This is a genomic window from Algoriphagus mannitolivorans DSM 15301 (assembly GCF_000429425.1).
Lineage (GTDB): Bacteria > Bacteroidota > Bacteroidia > Cytophagales > Cyclobacteriaceae > Algoriphagus > Algoriphagus mannitolivorans.
This window is the reverse complement of the sequence record NZ_AUBV01000004.1, coordinates 148,785-166,939: the sequence shown is the minus strand read 5'-3', so window position 1 is coordinate 166,939 and position 18,155 is coordinate 148,785. Positions and strand designations below refer to the sequence as shown.

Annotated in this window: 19 protein-coding genes; 11 read left to right on the top strand and 8 right to left on the bottom strand. The window is 44.0% G+C overall.

Translation table 11 applies throughout. The features are described from left to right. Positions 1-41: 41 nt before the first annotated feature. Genes G458_RS0103315 through G458_RS0103305 form a run of 3 tightly spaced genes read left to right on the top strand, consistent with a single transcriptional unit; the run spans position 42 to position 2,681 of the window. A complete protein-coding gene (locus tag G458_RS0103315) occupies positions 42-1,139 on the top strand; it encodes a type III polyketide synthase (protein WP_026950651.1) in 1,098 nt (365 codons plus the stop codon). Next, positions 1,136-1,840, top strand: coding sequence for a methyltransferase domain-containing protein (locus G458_RS0103310; RefSeq protein WP_026950650.1), 705 nt, complete (start codon positions 1,136-1,138; stop codon positions 1,838-1,840). The genes G458_RS0103315 and G458_RS0103310 overlap by 4 nt, the downstream gene beginning before the upstream one ends. A gap of 16 nt (positions 1,841-1,856) precedes the next feature. Then, the gene (locus G458_RS0103305) at positions 1,857-2,681 is read left to right on the top strand and encodes a mechanosensitive ion channel family protein (RefSeq protein WP_026950649.1); all 825 of its coding nucleotides are present in this window, start codon (positions 1,857-1,859) and stop codon (positions 2,679-2,681) included. A gap of 52 nt (positions 2,682-2,733) precedes the next feature. On the opposite strand, the gene G458_RS0103300 is transcribed toward G458_RS0103305, so the two are convergent. The 4 genes from G458_RS0103300 to G458_RS21845 are packed head-to-tail and all read right to left on the bottom strand — an operon-like array spanning position 2,734 to position 5,391. Then, positions 2,734-3,579, bottom strand: coding sequence for a hypothetical protein (locus G458_RS0103300; RefSeq protein ID WP_026950648.1), 846 nt, complete (start codon positions 3,577-3,579; stop codon positions 2,734-2,736). Positions 3,580-3,630: 51 nt separating this feature from the next. Continuing rightward, positions 3,631-4,311, bottom strand: a complete 681-nt coding sequence (locus G458_RS0103295; protein ID WP_026950647.1) for a nitroreductase family protein — start codon at positions 4,309-4,311, stop codon at positions 3,631-3,633. A gap of 54 nt (positions 4,312-4,365) precedes the next feature. Next, positions 4,366-5,193: a hypothetical protein gene (locus tag G458_RS0103290; RefSeq protein ID WP_026950646.1), complete on the bottom strand. Its 828-nt coding sequence runs from the start codon at positions 5,191-5,193 to the stop codon at positions 4,366-4,368. Between the two features lie 27 nt (positions 5,194-5,220). After that, a complete protein-coding gene (locus G458_RS21845) occupies positions 5,221-5,391 on the bottom strand; it encodes a hypothetical protein (protein ID WP_169719248.1) in 171 nt (56 codons plus the stop codon). Between the two features lie 101 nt (positions 5,392-5,492). On the opposite strand from G458_RS21845, the gene G458_RS0103280 reads away from it, so the two are divergent. From G458_RS0103280 to G458_RS20100, 7 genes are all read left to right on the top strand, one after another. Further along, entirely contained in the window at positions 5,493-7,262 is a 1,770-nt protein-coding gene (locus G458_RS0103280) for a MutS-related protein (protein WP_035467735.1), read from the top strand. A gap of 65 nt (positions 7,263-7,327) precedes the next feature. After that, positions 7,328-7,480, top strand: coding sequence for a lmo0937 family membrane protein (locus G458_RS21755; protein ID WP_157359681.1), 153 nt, complete (start codon positions 7,328-7,330; stop codon positions 7,478-7,480). Positions 7,481-7,535: 55 nt separating this feature from the next. Further along, on the top strand, positions 7,536-8,681 hold the full coding sequence (locus G458_RS0103270) for a 5-(carboxyamino)imidazole ribonucleotide synthase (protein ID WP_026950644.1): 1,146 nt from the start codon (positions 7,536-7,538) through the stop codon (positions 8,679-8,681). Further along, positions 8,678-9,193: a 5-(carboxyamino)imidazole ribonucleotide mutase gene (purE, locus tag G458_RS0103265; RefSeq protein WP_026950643.1), complete on the top strand. Its 516-nt coding sequence runs from the start codon at positions 8,678-8,680 to the stop codon at positions 9,191-9,193. Before G458_RS0103270 ends, purE begins: the two co-directional genes overlap by 4 nt. An 87-nt stretch (positions 9,194-9,280) precedes the next feature. Further along, the gene (locus G458_RS21840; protein WP_169719247.1) at positions 9,281-9,430 is read left to right on the top strand and encodes a hypothetical protein; all 150 of its coding nucleotides are present in this window, start codon (positions 9,281-9,283) and stop codon (positions 9,428-9,430) included. A 135-nt stretch (positions 9,431-9,565) separates the two neighbouring features. Next, on the top strand, positions 9,566-10,675 hold the full coding sequence (locus G458_RS0103255; RefSeq protein ID WP_026950642.1) for a Fic family protein: 1,110 nt from the start codon (positions 9,566-9,568) through the stop codon (positions 10,673-10,675). A 61-nt stretch (positions 10,676-10,736) separates the two neighbouring features. Next, positions 10,737-11,861, top strand: a complete 1,125-nt coding sequence (locus G458_RS20100; RefSeq protein WP_035467681.1) for an amidohydrolase — start codon at positions 10,737-10,739, stop codon at positions 11,859-11,861. A 30-nt stretch (positions 11,862-11,891) separates the two neighbouring features. Here the strand turns inward: G458_RS20100 and G458_RS0103245 are convergent, their stop codons facing one another. From G458_RS0103245 to G458_RS0103235, 3 genes are all read right to left on the bottom strand, one after another. Next, positions 11,892-12,662, bottom strand: coding sequence for an NIPSNAP family protein (locus tag G458_RS0103245; protein WP_026950641.1), 771 nt, complete (start codon positions 12,660-12,662; stop codon positions 11,892-11,894). Between the two features lie 167 nt (positions 12,663-12,829). Next, a complete protein-coding gene (locus G458_RS0103240; protein ID WP_157359679.1) occupies positions 12,830-15,160 on the bottom strand; it encodes a M1 family metallopeptidase in 2,331 nt (776 codons plus the stop codon). Between the two features lie 77 nt (positions 15,161-15,237). Then, positions 15,238-15,816 carry a HupE/UreJ family protein gene (locus G458_RS0103235; protein WP_026950639.1) on the bottom strand — a complete coding sequence of 193 codons (579 nt, stop codon included), beginning with the start codon at positions 15,814-15,816 and terminating at the stop codon, positions 15,238-15,240. Positions 15,817-15,901: 85 nt separating this feature from the next. Here G458_RS0103235 and G458_RS0103230 point away from each other — a divergent pair, with 85 nt between their 5' ends. Continuing rightward, positions 15,902-16,393, top strand: coding sequence for a DUF6702 family protein (locus G458_RS0103230; RefSeq protein ID WP_026950638.1), 492 nt, complete (start codon positions 15,902-15,904; stop codon positions 16,391-16,393). Between the two features lie 101 nt (positions 16,394-16,494). On the opposite strand, the gene G458_RS0103225 is transcribed toward G458_RS0103230, so the two are convergent. Further along, the gene (locus G458_RS0103225; protein WP_026950637.1) at positions 16,495-17,961 is read right to left on the bottom strand and encodes a glycine--tRNA ligase; all 1,467 of its coding nucleotides are present in this window, start codon (positions 17,959-17,961) and stop codon (positions 16,495-16,497) included. Between the last annotated feature and the right edge of the window lie 194 nt (positions 17,962-18,155).

Genomic DNA, 18,155 nt, shown 5'->3' with positions numbered 1-18,155 from the left:
TTAACTAGTAGAAATGGTTGTATACTAAAACTTGTCAAAAATTGGAGGGAAACCAAACAATATATCCCAGTATCGTCAGCATTGGTACCGCAAATCCCGGAAAAGGGGTTTTGCAGACTGATATTGCCGAATTTATGAAAATGGCCCATCAACTTTCTGAGGAGGATTCCCGAAAGCTGGGTATTTTTTATAGGATGTCTGGGATTCAAACCCGGTATAGTGTCATTTCCGATTTTGAAAATAAGACTCCGGAAGAGTTTTCCTTTTTCCCAAAATCAAAAAATCTGGAGCCTTTTCCAGGGACTAAAATCCGAATGGAAAACTTCGGGCAGCACGCGCCAATTTTGGCCACTGAAGCTGCTCAAAACTGCTTGTCAAAGTCTGGAACCTCTCCTAAAGATATTTCACATTTGATTCTGGTCTCCTGTACGGGAATGATGGCTCCGGGAGTAGAGATGAGACTTATAGAGAATTTGGGTTTGAACTCCTCCGTGGAGCGGTATTGTCTTCATTTTATGGGATGTTACGCGGCTTTTTCAGGAATCAAGCTGGCAGAAAAAATTCTCAAGGCGGATAGTAATGCTCAGGTATTATTGGTGACGGTGGAGCTTTGCACACTGCATTTTCAAAAGGAATATACAGAAGACAATGTCCTGGCCAATTCCCTTTTCGGAGATGGTGCGGCCGCGGCCTTGCTCCAAAACTCCAGCACTGGACTGGGAGTCAAGGACCACTTCAGCCAGGTGATTTGGGAAGGGGAGCAGGATATGGCTTGGGGAATCGGAGATTTTGGATTCGAAATGAAGCTCAGCAAATACATACCGGCGCTTTTGGACCAAGGTATCAAAGGCTTGATGGAATACTTCGAGCAGAAGTTTGAAATCAGCAAGATTTCCAATTTCGCTATTCATCCCGGGGGAAAGCAGATTTTGCAAAAAGTCCAGGAAGCTCTGGGCGTCTCTCCGGAGGTCAACCGACATTCTGTGGAGGTACTTCGAAACTTCGGGAATATGTCCTCCGCCACCATTTTGTTTGTCCTGGAGAAATTCTTGGATGACACTGGGACCGATGGAGAGATATTATCCTTAGGCTTTGGCCCGGGTCTAACCCTTGAAACCGTTTTATTCGAAAAGTCATGAGCCGATTTTCCCAAAGAAGTACTGAAAAGGAATTGATGGACGACTTGGAGTGCTCCGGGCCGGTTTTGCAGGAAACCCTCAAAGAACTCAAGACCATCAATCGCTGGCTGGGAGGAAATAAGGTGACTTTGACCGGGCTCAAAAAGCTAATGAAGGCAAAGCCCCAAGGCGCTTATTTCTTGACAGATATAGGCTGTGGAGGCGGAGATATGATTCGGATTATGGCTAATTGGGCGAGTAAGGAAAAAATAATTGTTAATTTTGAAGGAGTCGATGCCAATGCTAACATCATCGAGCTGGCAAAAAAGAGGCAAAAAGACATTCCTCAAGTTCATTGGAAAGTCCAGAATGTATTTGAGGAGGAGTTTCAAAATGATCCCTGTGATATCGTTACCTGCACCCTTTTCACGCATCACTTTACGGATCAAGAGTTAGTTGATTTGTTTGGTGCCATCCGAAAAAAAGCTCGGATTGGAATGGTCATCAACGATCTGCACCGACATCCCATTGCTTTTCACAGTATTCGGGTTTTGACCTCCCTTTTCTCTAAATCACCAATGGTAAAGCATGATGCTTCCTTGTCGGTTTTGAGAAGTTTCTCCAGAAGTGATTGGGAGAAAATCCTCTTTTTGGCTGGAATTACGCAGTATCGAATCCGTTGGTATTGGGCATTTCGATGGCAGATTATTATTTCTTTTTAACTAAAAACAAAAATTTATGGAATTATCACCAGAGACTATTAAATCTATTTGGGACCAGGGAATACAATTGATGTATAAGATCGTCCCTACCCTGATTTACGCCTTACTATTTTATGTGATAGGCCGGTTTGTGGTAAATAAGCTTATCAAAGGATTTCAGAGAGTATTGGAAAAAAGAGAATCAAATCCATCTCTTAACTCCTTTTTGGTAGGATTGGTAAAGGCCTTGTTGTTTGTGTCTCTATTTATCGGGATGGCCACCATTTTGGGCGTTCCGATGTCCTCTTTCTTGGCGATTTTAGGTGCGGCAGGTCTTGCCATAGGTTTAGCACTCCAGGGTTCGCTATCCAATTTTGCAGGTGGGGTATTGATCCTTTTGTTTAAGCCTTTCAAGGTAGATGATGTCATCATCGGTCAAGGACATACCGGAAAGGTCAGTAAAATCGATATCCTTTACACCCACCTGTTGACTTTTGACAACAAGGAAGTAATTATTCCCAATGGTAGCCTAGCCAATTCGGATGTAGTGAATATCACCGCTATGCCTACCAGAAGGGTGGATATGGCCGTAGGCGTCGGCTATAGCTCCAACCTCAAGAAAGTCCGAGAAGTCATTTTAGGAATTTTGGATAAAGATGAGCGTGTCCACAAAGACCCAGCTCCGGTTGTATGGCTGAGTAATTTTGGGGATAGTTCACTCGACCTGACGGTAAGGGCTTGGGCTGATAAAGATAATGTCTGGCCAGTCTATTGGGACACCATGGAAAAGATCAAAGAGGAATTTGAAGTTCATAACATTGAAATTCCTTTTCCTCAGCGAGTGGTCAAGCAAATCCAATAATCCTTTCAAAAAATCAAAACGGCGATCTTTTGGAGATCGCCGTTTTTTTTGCTTAAGATCTTGGGACAGTTATGGTTTTTGTCTCTCCATTGACCGTGATCGAAACTTCCCGGTCACAGGCTTCAGTGCCAAAGTCGATCTCCATGGTTCCTCTGTTTTCAACTGTTACCGTCATGGTGCCTTTGCTAGGCACTCTGATTCCGGACTGAATGCAACGAACCAAATACAAAAGAGGAGAGGTGATTTTTACCTCGTACACATTACCGTTTCGGTTTTTTCCTCTGCTGCCGCCGGTAATTGCATAGTACATCCCTCGATCTCCATTGGGCAGGAATACCTTTCTGATATGTCTGGATTCAAAAGTTCTGAATGTGCCGTCAGGCCAAGTGATTTTTCCGCCCTCTACGACAGTTTTGAAAGAGAAAAACTTATCATTTTCATTGAATCCTTCATTAGACACGACTCTTATACCTTCGATTTTCTTCCCATCCACATAGTAGTCTTCAAATCGAGTAGTAATCACCGTTCCTTTGACCCAATATCTTCCGGTATAGGTGACGATAATTTTTCCTTTTCGCTCCACGCCCCGGGGACTGGTGCAACCTGTTCCGAAGTCAATGATCATTTTCTTTTCTCCCGGAAGCCAGGTGATTATTACCTTGCTGCAAAGGTCTTCTTCCAAGGTCACTGTAGTTCGGTCAGAAAAACCATTTCTCTGAAATCCGGTCAGGGTGACTTCGTCAATGTCCTCCATGGTCGCGGTAAGGTCTACTTCTTGAGCCGTTTCGGTGTTTTCATCCAGAGAGGAACTGGGGAGTGCTTCTTCGTTACAGGAAGAGAGCAATCCCAAAGCAGCTATAAAAAGGGCTGCGACATAAGTTTGGGTTTTTGCCTTCATGATAGATAGATGTTAATTTTTGCTAATTGGACAGGAGTATCAGAAATTGGTTTAATAAGGTACCAGGATTTTTTCCAATTCCTTTCGCTGAATATCAGGAACAAAGGTTTCTGACTTGGGATATCCAACTGGCAAGAGGAGGTAAGGCTTTTCGTTTTCGGGGCGGTTCAGAATCTTAGCCAAGAAGTTCATCGGACTGGGGGTGTGGGTGACTGTGACAAGTCCCGCTTGGTGGATTGCTGCAATCAAAAAACCGCAAGCAATTCCTACAGACTCAGAGACATAGTAATGTTGGGATTTGTTACCTGACTCGTCTAGTCCATAAGATTGTTTGAAGACCACGATCAAATAGGGGGCTTCTTCCAAAAAAGGCTTTCTCCAATCTGTCCCAAGGGGTTTGAGGTCCTTTTTCCATTCTTCGGGCATTCTTTGGGAGTAGCTTATTTTTTCTTCTTCTTCTGCGGCTTCCCTGATCTTCCGCTTGAGTTCCGGGTCCGATATCAAGCAAAAAGTCCATGGCTGCTTGTGCGCACCAGATGGGGCCGTGCCGGCAGTTAGAATGAGGTTTTCCATCACTTCCAGAGGAACGGGACGGGTATCAAAGTCCCTGACGGTTCGCCTTTGGTTCATTTTATAATAAAACTCCCGGGCATTGTTGACGACATCCACCTCTGGCGTATCGGCAAATTCCAATCGGATATGAGGGTATCCATCGATGATTTTTTTCTCCATAAACACAAAAAGCTATCCCGAAAGATAGCTTTTTCAATCAAAATCTAATTTGGATTAGTCGGCAGTGATTTGTTTGCTTCCTCCCGGATAAGTAATCAGGATTTTTTTGTCACAGTTGCCAGCTCCATAATCCGCGGAAATGGTAATTCCTTGGTAGCTGAGCTCCAAGATGCCTTTTCCAGGCACGTAAACTCCAGTTTGCACACATTCTTGTTTAATGACAAGAGCTTCTGTGATCACAATTGAGTAATCTTTGTTTTCTCTGCTTTTCCCGGATGCAGTTCCTGTGATTGAGGCTTCATATCCGTTGTTTCCCAACTTCAGCTTTCTTACCTGATCACTGTTGAAAGTCACAAAAGTGTTATTAGGCCAAGTCAATTTGCCATTTTCAACTTTCACTGCAATGGTGATAGTGGAGGTGGCCAAATCGACCGCAGTATTGGTCATGGTTCTTTTTCCTTCAATCTTGTAGCCATTTACTTCATAGCCATCAAATGTGGTCACGATAGAAGTGCCTGGAAAAAGGAAGTTGGTACCAGTATAGGAGATGATAATTTTTCCTTTTCGGATATTTCCTTGGGGGCCAGTGCAACCCGTTCCAAAGTTCACCGTGATTTTTTTCCCATTGAGGTCATGAGTGATTATTGCTCCAGTGCATAATGCAGTCATGCCGGTTGTTCTTAATCCTAGGCCGCTACTTTGCATCACATCTATGGTGACATTGTCCAAGTCCTCAAAGGCAGCATTGACCACCACCTCGTCTTCATAAGTGGCAATTGCAGGATCAGGGTTGAGGGGAGCATCGTCTTCTTTACAGGAGACCAAAAGAACGGAGCCTAGAATCATGGCCCATCCAAATAGGTTGAAGGTTGATCTTTTCATGGGATTTGGTAATAAAAGTTAAATAAGTTAGTTGTTGTCTTTTTTTTCTTTGCTGCTTTTCGGGCCCTTTCCACCAGCACAGCCTATGTTTTGAGTTAATGAAACGTCATCTGGGATGATTCCATGACCTTCAATAGGGTTCCACTCTTCCCATCCAGAAGCTTCATTTTCAGGAGTTTTGAGTTTTTTCTTTTTCATGGATTTGTTCTTTGGGTACAACGGCGAATCCAATGCCAAGATTGTTGATTCAAGAAAAAGATTGGTTCAGGTTGAGATTTTCACATTGGCTATCTTTGGCCATGAACAAATTTGATTTTGTATCTCAAGAATTAGACCTAAAGCTCTCTATCGTAAGGAAAAAAACCATTAACCTGTCCTTAATCCGGATTGTGCTGTTTTTTGCTTTGGGAGCCTTGGTGATTTTGGGCTTTGCGGAAAGTGCATTCTGGTGGATTCCTGCCCTATTTTTTGGTTACTTGTTTGTCTTTTTTATCAGGAAATATAATTTCCAAAAAGATCAGGAAAGCATCTACCTCGCTTTACAAAGGATAACCAAAGAGCGGGAAAAGAGACAAAAACGGGACTTGAAAGGCCTAGATCCCGGCAATGAGTTTTTGGATAAATCGCATCCGTTTTCAGGGGATTTAGATCTTTTTGGAGAGCATTCTCTTTTCCAGTTGATGAATCACAGCATTTCTCAAGGTGGGAGAAAAAAGCTGGCGGAAATCATGAAGTCTCCTTTTTCCTTAAAAGAAATTCCGGATCGGATAGAGGCTGTTCAAGAGCTAGCCTCAAAAGGGGAGTTTTTGGAAGCCATGGAAGCAATAGGCAGAGCTTTTCAGCAGGAAAAGGTGTCCAATCAAGCTTGGTTGGAGTGGATATCAAAGCCTGAAAAAGCCAATTTTCTGATTTCTATATTGGCCTTCTTAGGCCCCATCGGCGGGGTGTTTGTTTTGGTTTTGATCAATTTGGGGATTATTCCTACGGCCTTCTTGGGGCTTTGGATTCTGCTGGGAGTAGGCACTTTAGGAGTGGTTTTCCTCCCTTTGAAAAAAGCTTCCGAAGCCATTCCTCTTTCTCAGACCTTGAGATCTTTTCAATTAAGGGCTGAATTGATTGAAAATGAGGTATTCGCTTCTAAAACCCTTCAGTTCGAAAAATCCAAAATCAACAGTTCAAAGGGAAAAGTATCTCAGCTTTTGGTAGAACTAGACCGCCTTGGACTTTGGGTTCAAAACCGGCTGAATTTGCTCTACCTTCCGATCAACCTGATTTTTTGGACAGATTTTCTGTTATTTCTTCAGCTTTCCCGTTGGAAAGCAAAAGTGGGAAATACGCTTTCCCAACTTCCTGAGCATCTGGAACAATGGGAAATGTGGGTTTCACTCGGCGCTTTCGAATTTGAACTGGAAGGAAAAGGGGAAGTAAGCATGACTCAGGAGAGGATGCTGGAGGTGGAGGAGCTTGATCATCCTTTGATTTTGCCAGAAAAATCCATTTCTAATTCCCTTACTCTAGGCTCAGCACAAAGGCTCATCCTATTGACCGGCGCCAACATGAGTGGTAAGACTACTTTTATGAGGACGCTTGGGATCAACTGTGTTTTGGTCAACCTTGGGTTAAGTCCCTTTGCCAAAAAGGTAAGATTGGGAGACTTTCAACTGTTTACAAGTATGCGGAATTCGGACAATCTGGGCGAAAGTGTGAGTTCTTTTTATGCGGAACTCAGCCGGATCAAAAATCTGATCCTAAAACTGGAAGCGGGTGAACCTATTTTATTTCTCCTGGATGAAATCCTAAAAGGAACCAATACTCAAGACAGAATCGAAGGTTCTAAGGCGCTGATTTACCAGATTTTAGAAACGGAAGGCTTTGGCATCATCAGTACACATGATGTGGAATTGGCCGAAATGGGGAAAAGTGTGGAAAAAGTACACAACTTTTCCTTCCATTCGGAGGTAAAGGATAAGACGATTTTGTTTGATTATAAATTGAAAAAAGGCCCCTGCCCGAGCTTCAATGCCCATAAATTGATGGAACTGATGGGGATACGGTTCAAGGAACACTAATACTTGGCACTGTGATTGAAAACTCAGAGAACATAATCGAATGTTTTACCTAAACCAAAAACGTCATGAGTTCTCTATTGTATTTAATCGCAGTAATTTTAATTATCGGGTGGATTTTTGGAGCGTTTGTATATAGTGTTGGGGGATTGATCCACATTTTGTTAGTCTTGGCTGTTGTAGCCATCCTTTTGAGACTGATTCAAGGAAGAGGGGTCTGATAGGATAAGGAATTTCCGAACTTTTCGGGGATAAATCCTTAATTTTGGCCTGTCTATGGCCCATACAACTCAAAATCAGATTCTAGGTGTACTTGGTGGCGGGCAGCTTGGGCGTATGCTCATCCAGTCCGCCATCAATTACAACCAAGACATTCATATTCTCGACCCCGATCCCAATGCCCCTTGCCGTGATATTGCCCAGCAATTTCAGGTGGGTTCCCTGAAGGATTTTGACACTGTCTATTCCTTTGGAAAAAACTGTGACGTGATCACGGTGGAAATCGAAGCGGTCAATACCGAGGCTTTGCAAAAACTTGCAGACGAGGGAAAAAAAGTATTTCCACAGCCTCATATTCTCAAATTGATTCAGGACAAGCGCGAGCAAAAGCAGTTTTACAAACAGCATGGGATTCCTACGGCTGATTTTGTGCTGACTGCGAATAAGGCGGATGTCATCGCCAAAAAGGATTTTTTGCCTGCAGTCAATAAGTTGGGAAAAGAGGGCTATGATGGACGCGGAGTTCAGATATTGCGTAGCGAAGCCGATCTGGAGCAAGCTTTTGATGCTCCAGGATTGCTGGAAAAACTCATCGATTTTGATAAAGAAATCGCTGTCACCGTGGCCAAAAATGAAAAGGGCGACTTGATAGCTTATCCAGCCGTAGAGTGCGCTTTTCATCCTACTGCCAACTTGGTAGAATTCCTTTTTGCTCCTGCGGAAATTTCTCCCCAAATCGAAGCTAAGGCCCAGGAAATTGCCAAAGAGGTAATTCAAAAATTAGACATGGTGGGAATTCTTGCGGTGGAACTATTTGTCACTAAATCAGGAGAAGTTTTAGTCAATGAAATTGCCCCGCGGCCTCATAATAGCGGTCACCATACCATTGAAGCCAATTATACTTCTCAATTTGAGCAGCATCTTCGAGCGGTGATGAACTGGCCACTAGGAGACCCAGGACTTCGCTGTCCGGCTGCGATGATCAATTTGTTAGGAGAAGATGGCTATACCGGTGAAGCTATCGTGGAAGGGAAAGAGGAAGCCATGGCTGAAAAAGGAGTCTTCATCCACCTTTACGGTAAGAAAATCACCAAACCCTTCCGGAAAATGGGCCACGTGACTCTATTGGACGAAAACGTAGCGAGCCTAAAAGCCAAAGCCAACCGAATCAAAGAACTTATCAAAATCAAATCCAACGCATGAACCCACAGGTAGGAATTATCATGGGAAGTCAGTCAGACCTTCCTATCATGGCGGAAGCCGCACAGTTTTTGGAAGAATTGGGAATTGCCTATGAGCTGACCGTCGTGTCGGCGCACCGAACTCCCCAGAGAATGATTGACTATGCAGAATCTGCTCGTGAGCGTGGGATCAAGGTGATCGTAGCTGGCGCAGGGGGTGCTGCTCACTTGCCGGGGATGGTAGCTTCTTTGACCAGTCTTCCGGTGATTGGTGTTCCTGTGAAAAGCTCCAATTCCATCGACGGTTGGGATAGTATTTTGTCCATTTTGCAGATGCCAAGCGGCATTCCTGTCGCTACTGTAGCCTTGAATGGAGGGAAAAATGCAGGCATTCTGGCCGCTTCGATAGTTGGTGCATACGATGCTGAAGTCGGGAAAAAGATGGATGCTTTTAAAGCTGGACTACGACAAAAAGTAGAAGAATCCGCAGCCCAATTGGAAGAAAAAGGCTGGAAAGAAGTGTTGAAAAAGTAGAAAGTTGGTAATCGTCACCTGGAAATCCTTTTGAATTTATTTTTCCAATAACCAATAACCAATAACCAATAACCAATAACTACGCTCGTGAACTGGAACAAGCTCATCAAATTCAAATTCGGGGGTGAAGACTGGGAAATGCCCTTGTCCACGCTCCTTTTATTGATTTTCCTGACTTTGGTGTTGATGTTGGGAGGAGCTTGGTTGGGATATAAATTTGGAGCTGGGCAGCTTTAAAGAATCGACATAAATTCGTTTGAGCCGATTAGGGTTACTAATCGGCTCATTTTTTTAAATTCATGAGCCGAATAATTTATTTATTCGGCTCAAAAAATAATTATATTTGAGCCGAAAAAGATTAATGTTTGGCTCATGACTTACAATTGGCAATTAGATGGCTGGCCGGAATTCCAATTTTCCCGTGGATTGCTGGACGATTTTCAGTTGAAATTTCTGTTGAAGTCGGGTAAATCCAACGGCCAATATTCCGGCATTTCCTCGGAGAAGAAAGACCAACTTCTTGTGGACATTCTTTTGTCAGAAGCAATTAAGACCTCGGCCATCGAGGGAGAATTTCTCAGCCGAGTGGATGTGATATCCTCACTCAAAAAAAACCTAGGTATCCATGAAGAGCAACCCCGATTGGTGAAGGATCATCGAGCTAAGGGGATTGCTAAGCTTATGGTAGCGGTGCGGCTGTCTTGGCAAGAGCCTTTGAGTGATTCTATGCTTTTCTCCTGGCATGAGATGCTGATGGAAGGCAACCGCTACATCGAAGCAGGAAAATGGAGAACCGGATCTGATCCCATGCAGGTGGTTTCAGGGATGCTGGGGAAAGAAGTAGTGCATTTTGAAGCGCCACCTGCTAAAAGGGTACCGCAAGAGATGGATCGGTTTATTGCTTGGTTTAATGCTACAGCACCCGGAGGAAAACAAGCAATATTGAACCCTGTTTTGCGATCGGCTTTGGTACATATCTATTTTGAGAGCATTCATCCTTTCGAAGATGGAAACGGCCGTATTGGCCGTGCTTTAGCAGAAAAAGCACTTCATCAAGGTGTACAGCAGCCGATCTTGATCAGTCTTTCTAATGTAATTGAAGCAAATCGGAATCTTTATTACGAAAAACTTAAAGAAGCTCAAAGTTCACTTCAAATCGATAATTGGCTGAAGTATTTTGGTGACGTTGTGCTTAGAGCTCAGGAAAAAGTAGAGGAGTTGATCGAATTCTCTCTTCAAAAAACGCGGCTTTTCGATACTTATGGAGAGGAGCTGAACGAACGTGAACAGAAAGTAATCAACCGAATGCTCGATGAAGGTCCTGAAGGATTCGAAGGAGGAATGAATGCAAAAAAGTACATGTCAATTACAGGGACTTCCAAGGCGACTGCCACCCGGGACTTGCAGCATTTGCGAGATTTGGGAATTTTAATTCCCGAAGGTGGGGGAAGAAGCGTGAAATATCAGATAACCTTGATCTGATTAGTTTTTCAAGGAAACTTTTCCAAAGTTCGAAACTTTGGAAAAGTTTACCTCTTCGACTATGAACCACCTGATCCAACTCAGACATACCCTTCATCAGTTTCCTGAAATTGCCCAGGAAGAGCACAATACCGCTCAGAAAATCATGGAGTTTTTTGCCTCACTAGGAGCGGATCGTACTATCCAAAATCTGGGAGGAACAGGCTTGGCGTTTGTATTTAAAGGCAAAAAAGCTGGTAAGCGGCTTCTTTTCCGATGCGAATTGGATGCCTTGCCTATTGAGGATTTAAAGCCCAGTGATCATCAAAGTCAAATTCCCGGCAAGGGGCATCTCTGTGGGCATGACGGTCACATGACGATTATTTGTGGGCTAGGCGAAAAACTATCCCAAAACCGACCGGAATCCGGAGAGGTGGTTTTGCTTTTTCAGCCGGCTGAGGAAACAGGAGATGGGGCAAAAGCAATTTTAGAAGATCCCAGATTTGAGGAGATAAGACCTGATGCTGCTTTTGCCCTGCATAATTTGCCGGGATATCCTCTTCATCAGGTCGTCATGAGAAAGGGAACTTTCGCTGCCGGCAGCACGGGAATGACGATTAGCCTGACTGGTAAAACTTCCCATTCTGCACATCCTGAAGCCGGAATTAATCCGGCCCAAGCCCTAGCCAGCTTGATGCAAAAACTACCGGAATTACCCAAGGAAGTTTCGGGTTTTGCTCTGCTCACCCTGATTCATGCTGAGTTAGGCAGTTTGGCTTTTGGCACCAGCGCGGGAAGGGCAAGTTTAAGTATGACCTTGCGCGCTTATGACCAGAATGATTTGGAAAAGCTGATTGATTTGGTGAAAGAGAAGGCTACACTTGTGGCCGAAAAAGCTGGTTTAAAAATCGATTTTGGGTTTGTAGAAAGCTTTGCGGTGTCTAAGAATGATCCTGAGCTTTATCCGATTGTAGAAAACGCAGCAAGGAATCTTGGTCTTTCAATTATTGAAAAACCTGAACCCTTCCGCTGGTCTGAAGATTTCGGGCTTTTCTCCCAAATCTGTCCATCATTTTTATTTGGTCTGGGAGCAGGTGAAGACTGTCCCCAATTGCACGAAGGGACCTATGATTTTCCGGATGAGTTGATTAAGACTGGGGTGGGGATGTTTGTGGAAATATGGAGATTGATCCAAAAGGAAGAATGAAAAAAGCCGACTTTTGCCGGCTTTGTTTGCTTAGAAATCCGAGTAATCTGTGGGATACAAAAGGCGCTGATCGTTTTTGTTCATGATATTTTGATACTCCGGCATCACTTTCATTCGATCCCAATCTGGATCAGAGCTGAAGGCCTTCCAGTGTGCATCCCGGGATTCGATATTGGAGAATGTGGTCATGTACATCAGGTTGGGCATATTGGCTCCTGCAATCACTTCTCCATAAAATATCGGATTGAAGTCCAACTTGGTAAAAATGTCCATTTCTCCACTGTTGAACATCTTGACTTTCTGTTTGTAAAGTTTCTCTGTAGGGCTTTCATAGCTCCTCAATTCATACACCCGGTCTTTTTTTGGTCCTGTTACCTTAGATTCGGTAAATCTAGGATGTCCAGTAAAGGCTTGAAGAAAGGCAGTTTCAATTCTTTTGTAGGGAGGGTTTTCAAATGGGGCATTGATATAAGTAGATCCAGCCGCCTGATAGACCTCATCTTTAGTCAATTTTCCCTCCATTCCAGAATAGACCTTCATAGAGGAGTAAGGAATAAATAGATATACTTTTTTTCCAGCATCAGCTTGAGAGGCAATGGGTTTGAAAACTCCCACTTTGGCCACTCCATTCCGGTGAAGTGCTGGTAAAAGAGCCTTTTCCAAATAAGCGTCGATTTGACTTTCCTGCTCGGAATTTTCAATGTGATAAATCCTCAATTCGTAAAAATCCCGTTTTTGGGCATATGTGAGGGTGGAAAATAAGGCGAATAGAAGGAGTGAGAAGAGTGTTTTGATTTTCATGAAGATAGGTTTGAGGGTTATTGAAATGGATTGGGCAATAATTTAGGCTTTATCCTCTATTTATCATCCTGTTGCTTCCTCTTAGGACCAAAAAAAGCCCCAGAGGCTTTTCTCCGGGGCTTGATGATTCATTTACTTCGCTTTTCTGTCTTCCGACTTCCAGCTTTTTACTTCTTCTGGGCCTTTTTCATTGGGTTGTCCCCAATAGAAGCACCTCGGACTCCTCCAGTACCCTTGAATAGTTCAAAGCGGGTCGGCAGGTATTGTCTTGGCCAATAATTGCTGCTTTCATCGATATCAGCAGTTTCGCGCATTGGATCGAGGACAAAACGAACGACTTCCTTTTTCTTAGGGAATACCTTGGTTACTTCAGACTCATTTTTTCTCCAGATTTCAGCCGGAATTCTCTCAATCTCAGAAGTGCCATCGGCATAGTGAAACTCAATAATCAGTGGCATCACCAAGCCTCCCACGTTTTTGAAGGTCATTTCGTAGAAGTTCATGTTGCTGTTGAGCAAGGCCTTTTCCTTTTCACTTAGGCTAGCCATGAATTTCTTGTATGCTTCTTCATCCTCTGGAGTTACGGTGAAAGGATTGTAAGTGGTGTAAAAATCTTTCGTCGCAGGATCGGATTCCACAAAGGTCTGTGGTACATCCTTGGCGTTAAAGTTACGGCTGACATTCGTCTCGTCTTTAGTGAATTCAGCCTTGGCACTTGCTTTTTTCTCTGCCGGAGTTCTGTTGTCCAGCTTGTACCAGTTCACATTTTCGATGGAAATATCGACCGGATCTGTACCATAGAACCATCCTCTCCAGAACCAGTCCAGATCTACCGCAGAAGCATCTTCCAAAGTTCTGAACAAGTCATCCGGAGTCGGGTGTTTAAACATCCATCTTCTGGAATATTCTCTGAAAGCAAAATCAAATAGCTCACGACCCATTACTGTCTCACGAAGGATATTCAAGGCAGTTGCAGGCTTAGCATAGGCATTTGGGCCAAACTGGATGATGTTTTCGGAGTTGGTCATGATAGGCTCGAGCAAGTTTTTGTCGCTTTTCATGTAAGGCACGATTTTATGTGCTGGTCCACGACGGGAAGGGAAGTTTCTGTCCCATTCTTGCTCAGCCATGAACTGCATAAAGGTGTTCAAGCCCTCATCCATCCAGGTCCACTGACGCTCGTCTGAGTTGACGATCATCGGGAAGAAGTTGTGGCCTACTTCGTGGATAATTACCCCGATCATTCCGTTTTTGATGGCTTCAGAGTAGGTTCCGTCAGCATCTGGTCTTCCGTAGTTGAAGCAGATCATAGGGTATTCCATACCGTTGCTGGCTTCTACCGAAATCGCCACAGGATAAGGATAATCAAAGGTATGTGCAGAATATGATTTCAAGGTGTGGGCGACCACTCGGGTAGAATATTGCTCCCAAAGGGGATTGGCTTCTTTGGCATAGTAAGACATCGCCATGACGTCTTTTCCCCCCAATTTCACAGCCATCGCATCCCAGATAAACTTTCTGGAAGAGGTCCATGCGAAATCACGCACATTTTCAGCCTTGAAAATCCAAGTTTTCTTGTCTTTTGATTTTCCTTTTTCCAGTCTCTCCGCTTCTGCTTGAGTTCGGATGATCACCGGCTTGTCATACGTCTGGGTAGCTCTTTTCCATCTTTCAAGTTCGGTCGCGGAAAGTACTTCCTCTGGGTTCTGAAGGACACCGGTAGCACCGACCATGTGATCCGCAGGTACAGTGATTCTTACTTCATAATTTCCGAAAGTCAGGGCAAATTCACCGGAACCCAGGAATTGCTTGTTTTGCCATCCTTCAAAGTCTGAATACACAGCCATTCTTGGAAACCACTCCGACATGGTGTAGAGGTAATTTCCGTCTTTAGGGAAAAGCTCATAGCCCGGACGTCCACCGATAAAGCCAACGCGATCTGTGATATTGAAGCTCCAATCGATGGAAAAAGTAAAGGTTTCACCAGCCTTTAGAGGTTGAGGGAGATCCACACGCATCATGGTTTTGTTGATGGCGATATGCAAGGGATTTCCTTTCGCATCCTTGATGGAGTGGATTTTCACATCATAATCATCCGAATGCCAAAGAATTCCTTCCAAGGCCCGCAAAGACATTCTCGGTCCTATGCTGGATTCCTCCACTTTTGGCGTATCCGAATCTTTGCCTCGGTTGTTTTGATCCAGTTGCAGCCAAAGGTAGGTCAGCTGATCTGGAGAATTGTTGATGTAAGTGACGGTTTCAGAACCTTTGATGGATTGATTATCATCGTTCAGTTCTACATCGATCACATAATTGGCCTGCTGCTGCCAGTACATATGTCCTGGAGCCCCAGAGGCTGTTCGGTAGACATTTGGGGTGCGGAGCATGGTTCCCAATTGCTCAAATCGATATCCATGATTTTGTTCAGTATGTTGGGCTAAACTTGGTAGAATACCAGCCACCCCAACTGCTGCAATAGCAATAAGTTTTTTGATCATATGATTAAAGAGTAAGAATTGCGAATAAAAGGATTGATTTTCAAACAGAAAAGAATTCTGTTTTTGACGGTAAATTTTTACCAAAATTTGGTTTCCAAGAGCAGCATGCAAGCCACTCCGAGTACAAAAGCAGAAACAATCAGCGTCCAATCCTTACGATTTACTCCTGCCAAATGAAGCAAGGAAGTCAAGAGTAAAAAGGCCGCGACGATCACGATTTGTCCTACTTCCAATCCTAGGTTAAAAGCTAAAAGAGGCTGCCAGATGCTGGCTTCTTTTCCTAGAAGTTCCTTCAGATAATTCGAAAAACCCAGCCCATGGATTAACCCAAAGAATCCTGCAAAGACATAATTGAGCTGAACCCCCCTGCCAGTAGAAGGACGGTTTTTAAACAGATTGACCAAAGCGGTGATGGCGATGGTGACCGGGATCAAAAACTCGATGATGTCTGAGCGGAACTGGATGATATTGAAAGTGGCCAAGGCCAAAGTCAGAGAATGGCCGATGGTAAAGGCAGTTACCAGAATCAGGATTTTTTTCCAATCCCTAGCTACATAAACTGCGCACAGGGCCAAAACAAATAAAATATGATCAAAACCGTTGATATCCAGGATATGCTGGAGCCCAAGCTTGAAATACAATTGAAAGGAAGACATATTTGGGTGAAAAGCTTCTGAAAGAGTTAAATTGCAGGCAATAATACGGCATTATTTGCGAAGTACAGATGATCGACCCCACTAAATGAATCTCACCCTAATTTCCGTTTTGACCTCATTCTGGATGATTTTGGCTCATCCCTTCTTTATCAGCCTGACTGAAATGCGGTACAATTCCAATTCGAAAAAAATGGAAGTGGCGCAAAAGATTTTCTGGGATGATCTGGAAGTCTCTTTGGGAAAGGAATTCGGCCAATCCGTGGATTTTTTGAACCCAAAAGACAAGGTCAAATTGAACCAACAGCTTCAGACTTACCTGCTAAAGCACAATCAGCTTTGGGTGAATGGAAAGCCCGTGGTTTTGACGTATTTGGGCTACGAGGTGGAGGAAGATGCAGCCTGGTTTTATTTGGAGTCGGCTGCCACCGAAGTTCCCAAAACGGTGGAAATGAAAAACACAATTCTACTGGAAGAATTCAAAGGCCAGCAGAATATTGTCCATGTCTATTTCCAAAGCAAATCCCCACGAAGCATGCTTTTAGGAAAAGGGGAGGAAAAGGGGAAGGTGGAGTTTTAGAGTTTAGACATTAGGTTTAAGACACAAGATATAAGACAAAAGCCGTCAGAAACTCAATTCTGACGGCTTTACATCGGTCATCGGACACCCGACATCGGGCATTAAATCTTCTCAAATATTCTTCTAAAGCTAGTCGCCTCCGCGATTCGTCCATGAAGCTCAGAGATGGCTACTCGCTCCTGCTCGGTGGTGTCCCGGTGACGGATGGTGACGGTATTGTCTTCCAAAGTCTGGTGATCCACGGCGATACAGAATGGCGTACCGATCAAGTCTTGACGGGCATATCTCTTTCCGATGGACGCAGCATCCTCATAAATGATGTTGAAATCATATTTCAGCAGGTCCACAATTTCTTGGGCCTTTTCTGGCAAACCGTCTTTTTTGGTCAAAGGAAGGATGGCCGCTTTCACTGGTGCGATAGCCGGGTGGAATTTGAGGAAGGTTCTGCTCTTTTCCTCGGACTTCTCCTCAGTATAGGCATTGCACAACGTCAACAAGAACAATCGATCTGCACCGATCGAAGTCTCGATCACATATGGGATATAGTTTTGATTGATCTCTGGATCGAAGTACTGCTGCTTCTTTTTGGAGAACTCTTGGTGGGATTTCAGGTCAAAGTCAGTTCTGGAATGAATTCCTTCTACTTCTTTGAAACCAAATGGAAATTCGAATTCGATATCCATGGCGGCATTGGCATAGTGCGCCAACTTCTCATGGTCATGCTTGCGGAGTTTGGAGGCAGGAGTTCCCAAAGCCAAATGCCAGTTCATCCGGGTTTCCGCCCATTTTTGATACCAGTCGAGCTCAGTGCCAGGGCGTACAAAGAATTGCATTTCCATCTGCTCAAATTCACGCATACGGAAGATGAACTGACGGGCTACAATCTCGTTTCTGAAGGCTTTTCCAATTTGGGCAATTCCAAAAGGAACTTTCATTCGGGCCGTCTTCTGCACATTCAGGAAGTTGACAAAAATCCCTTGAGCAGTTTCCGGACGCAGGTAGATAGTGGAAGCATCTTCCGCTACCGAACCCACTTGGGTAGAAAACATCAAGTTGAACTGACGTACATCGGTCCAGTTGGACGTGCCGGAAATTGGGCATTTGATGCCTTCGTTGGTGATCAGATCACGCACGCCAGCTAAGTCCTCAGCTTCTAGCAATCTCGCCAAAGCAGCGGTCAGAGACTTAGCTTTCTCCACCTGTCCTTCATTTTCCAACTTGGCAGCATGCTCTTCGACGAGGACATCGGCACGGTAGCGCTTTTTGCTGTCCTTGTTGTCGATCATAGGATCGTTGAAAGAATCCACGTGACCGGAAGCCTTCCAGGTGGTAGGATGCATAAAGATCGCCGCGTCGATGCCGACGATATTTTCATGCACTCGGGTCATGGTTTCCCACCAAAGACGCTTCAAGTTGTTTTTTAATTCTACTCCATAAGCCCCATAATCGTAGACAGCTTGCAAGCCGTCGTAGATCTCGGAACTAGGGTATACAAAACCATACTCTTTGGCATGGGAAATAATATCTTTCAATTGGGCGTTTTCGCCCGGAGTCTCTGTTTTTGCCATAGGGCGCAAAAATAAGGAAACAAATTGATTTCGATGAAGTCAATAGAAGTCATGGTTCAGTGATTTTTAATTTTTGAGTAAGGATTTTTCAACTTCAAGTGGTTTTAAACCAGGTAAATAAAAACTCCTGAGAATTATTTAATCTCAATTACAGAACTAAATAATTTTATTGTCGTCATAAACTCCAACCCTTC

What these genes read in the sequence shown, in the direction of transcription:
- G458_RS21845 (WP_169719248.1), bottom strand. Translation starts at nt 5,391, where the DNA reads ATGAAAAAGAAAAAACTCAAAACTCCTGAAAATGAAGCTTCTGGATGG.
- G458_RS0103290 (WP_026950646.1), bottom strand. Translation starts at nt 5,193, where the DNA reads ATGAAAAGATCAACCTTCAACCTATTTGGATGGGCCATGATTCTAGGC.
- G458_RS0103270 (WP_026950644.1), top strand. Translation starts at nt 7,536, where the DNA reads ATGGCCCATACAACTCAAAATCAGATTCTAGGTGTACTTGGTGGCGGG.
- G458_RS0103305 (WP_026950649.1), top strand. Translation starts at nt 1,857, where the DNA reads ATGGAATTATCACCAGAGACTATTAAATCTATTTGGGACCAGGGAATA.
- G458_RS20100 (WP_035467681.1), top strand. Translation starts at nt 10,737, where the DNA reads ATGAACCACCTGATCCAACTCAGACATACCCTTCATCAGTTTCCTGAA.
- G458_RS0103310 (WP_026950650.1), top strand. Translation starts at nt 1,136, where the DNA reads ATGAGCCGATTTTCCCAAAGAAGTACTGAAAAGGAATTGATGGACGAC.
- G458_RS0103300 (WP_026950648.1), bottom strand. Translation starts at nt 3,579, where the DNA reads ATGAAGGCAAAAACCCAAACTTATGTCGCAGCCCTTTTTATAGCTGCT.
- G458_RS0103225 (WP_026950637.1), bottom strand. Translation starts at nt 17,961, where the DNA reads ATGGCAAAAACAGAGACTCCGGGCGAAAACGCCCAATTGAAAGATATT.
- G458_RS0103230 (WP_026950638.1), top strand. Translation starts at nt 15,902, where the DNA reads ATGAATCTCACCCTAATTTCCGTTTTGACCTCATTCTGGATGATTTTG.
- G458_RS0103295 (WP_026950647.1), bottom strand. Translation starts at nt 4,311, where the DNA reads ATGGAGAAAAAAATCATCGATGGATACCCTCATATCCGATTGGAATTT.
- G458_RS0103235 (WP_026950639.1), bottom strand. Translation starts at nt 15,816, where the DNA reads ATGTCTTCCTTTCAATTGTATTTCAAGCTTGGGCTCCAGCATATCCTG.
- G458_RS21755 (WP_157359681.1), top strand. Translation starts at nt 7,328, where the DNA reads ATGAGTTCTCTATTGTATTTAATCGCAGTAATTTTAATTATCGGGTGG.
- purE (WP_026950643.1), top strand. Translation starts at nt 8,678, where the DNA reads ATGAACCCACAGGTAGGAATTATCATGGGAAGTCAGTCAGACCTTCCT.
- G458_RS0103245 (WP_026950641.1), bottom strand. Translation starts at nt 12,662, where the DNA reads ATGAAAATCAAAACACTCTTCTCACTCCTTCTATTCGCCTTATTTTCC.
- G458_RS0103280 (WP_035467735.1), top strand. Translation starts at nt 5,493, where the DNA reads ATGAACAAATTTGATTTTGTATCTCAAGAATTAGACCTAAAGCTCTCT.
- G458_RS0103240 (WP_157359679.1), bottom strand. Translation starts at nt 15,160, where the DNA reads ATGATCAAAAAACTTATTGCTATTGCAGCAGTTGGGGTGGCTGGTATT.
- G458_RS0103255 (WP_026950642.1), top strand. Translation starts at nt 9,566, where the DNA reads ATGACTTACAATTGGCAATTAGATGGCTGGCCGGAATTCCAATTTTCC.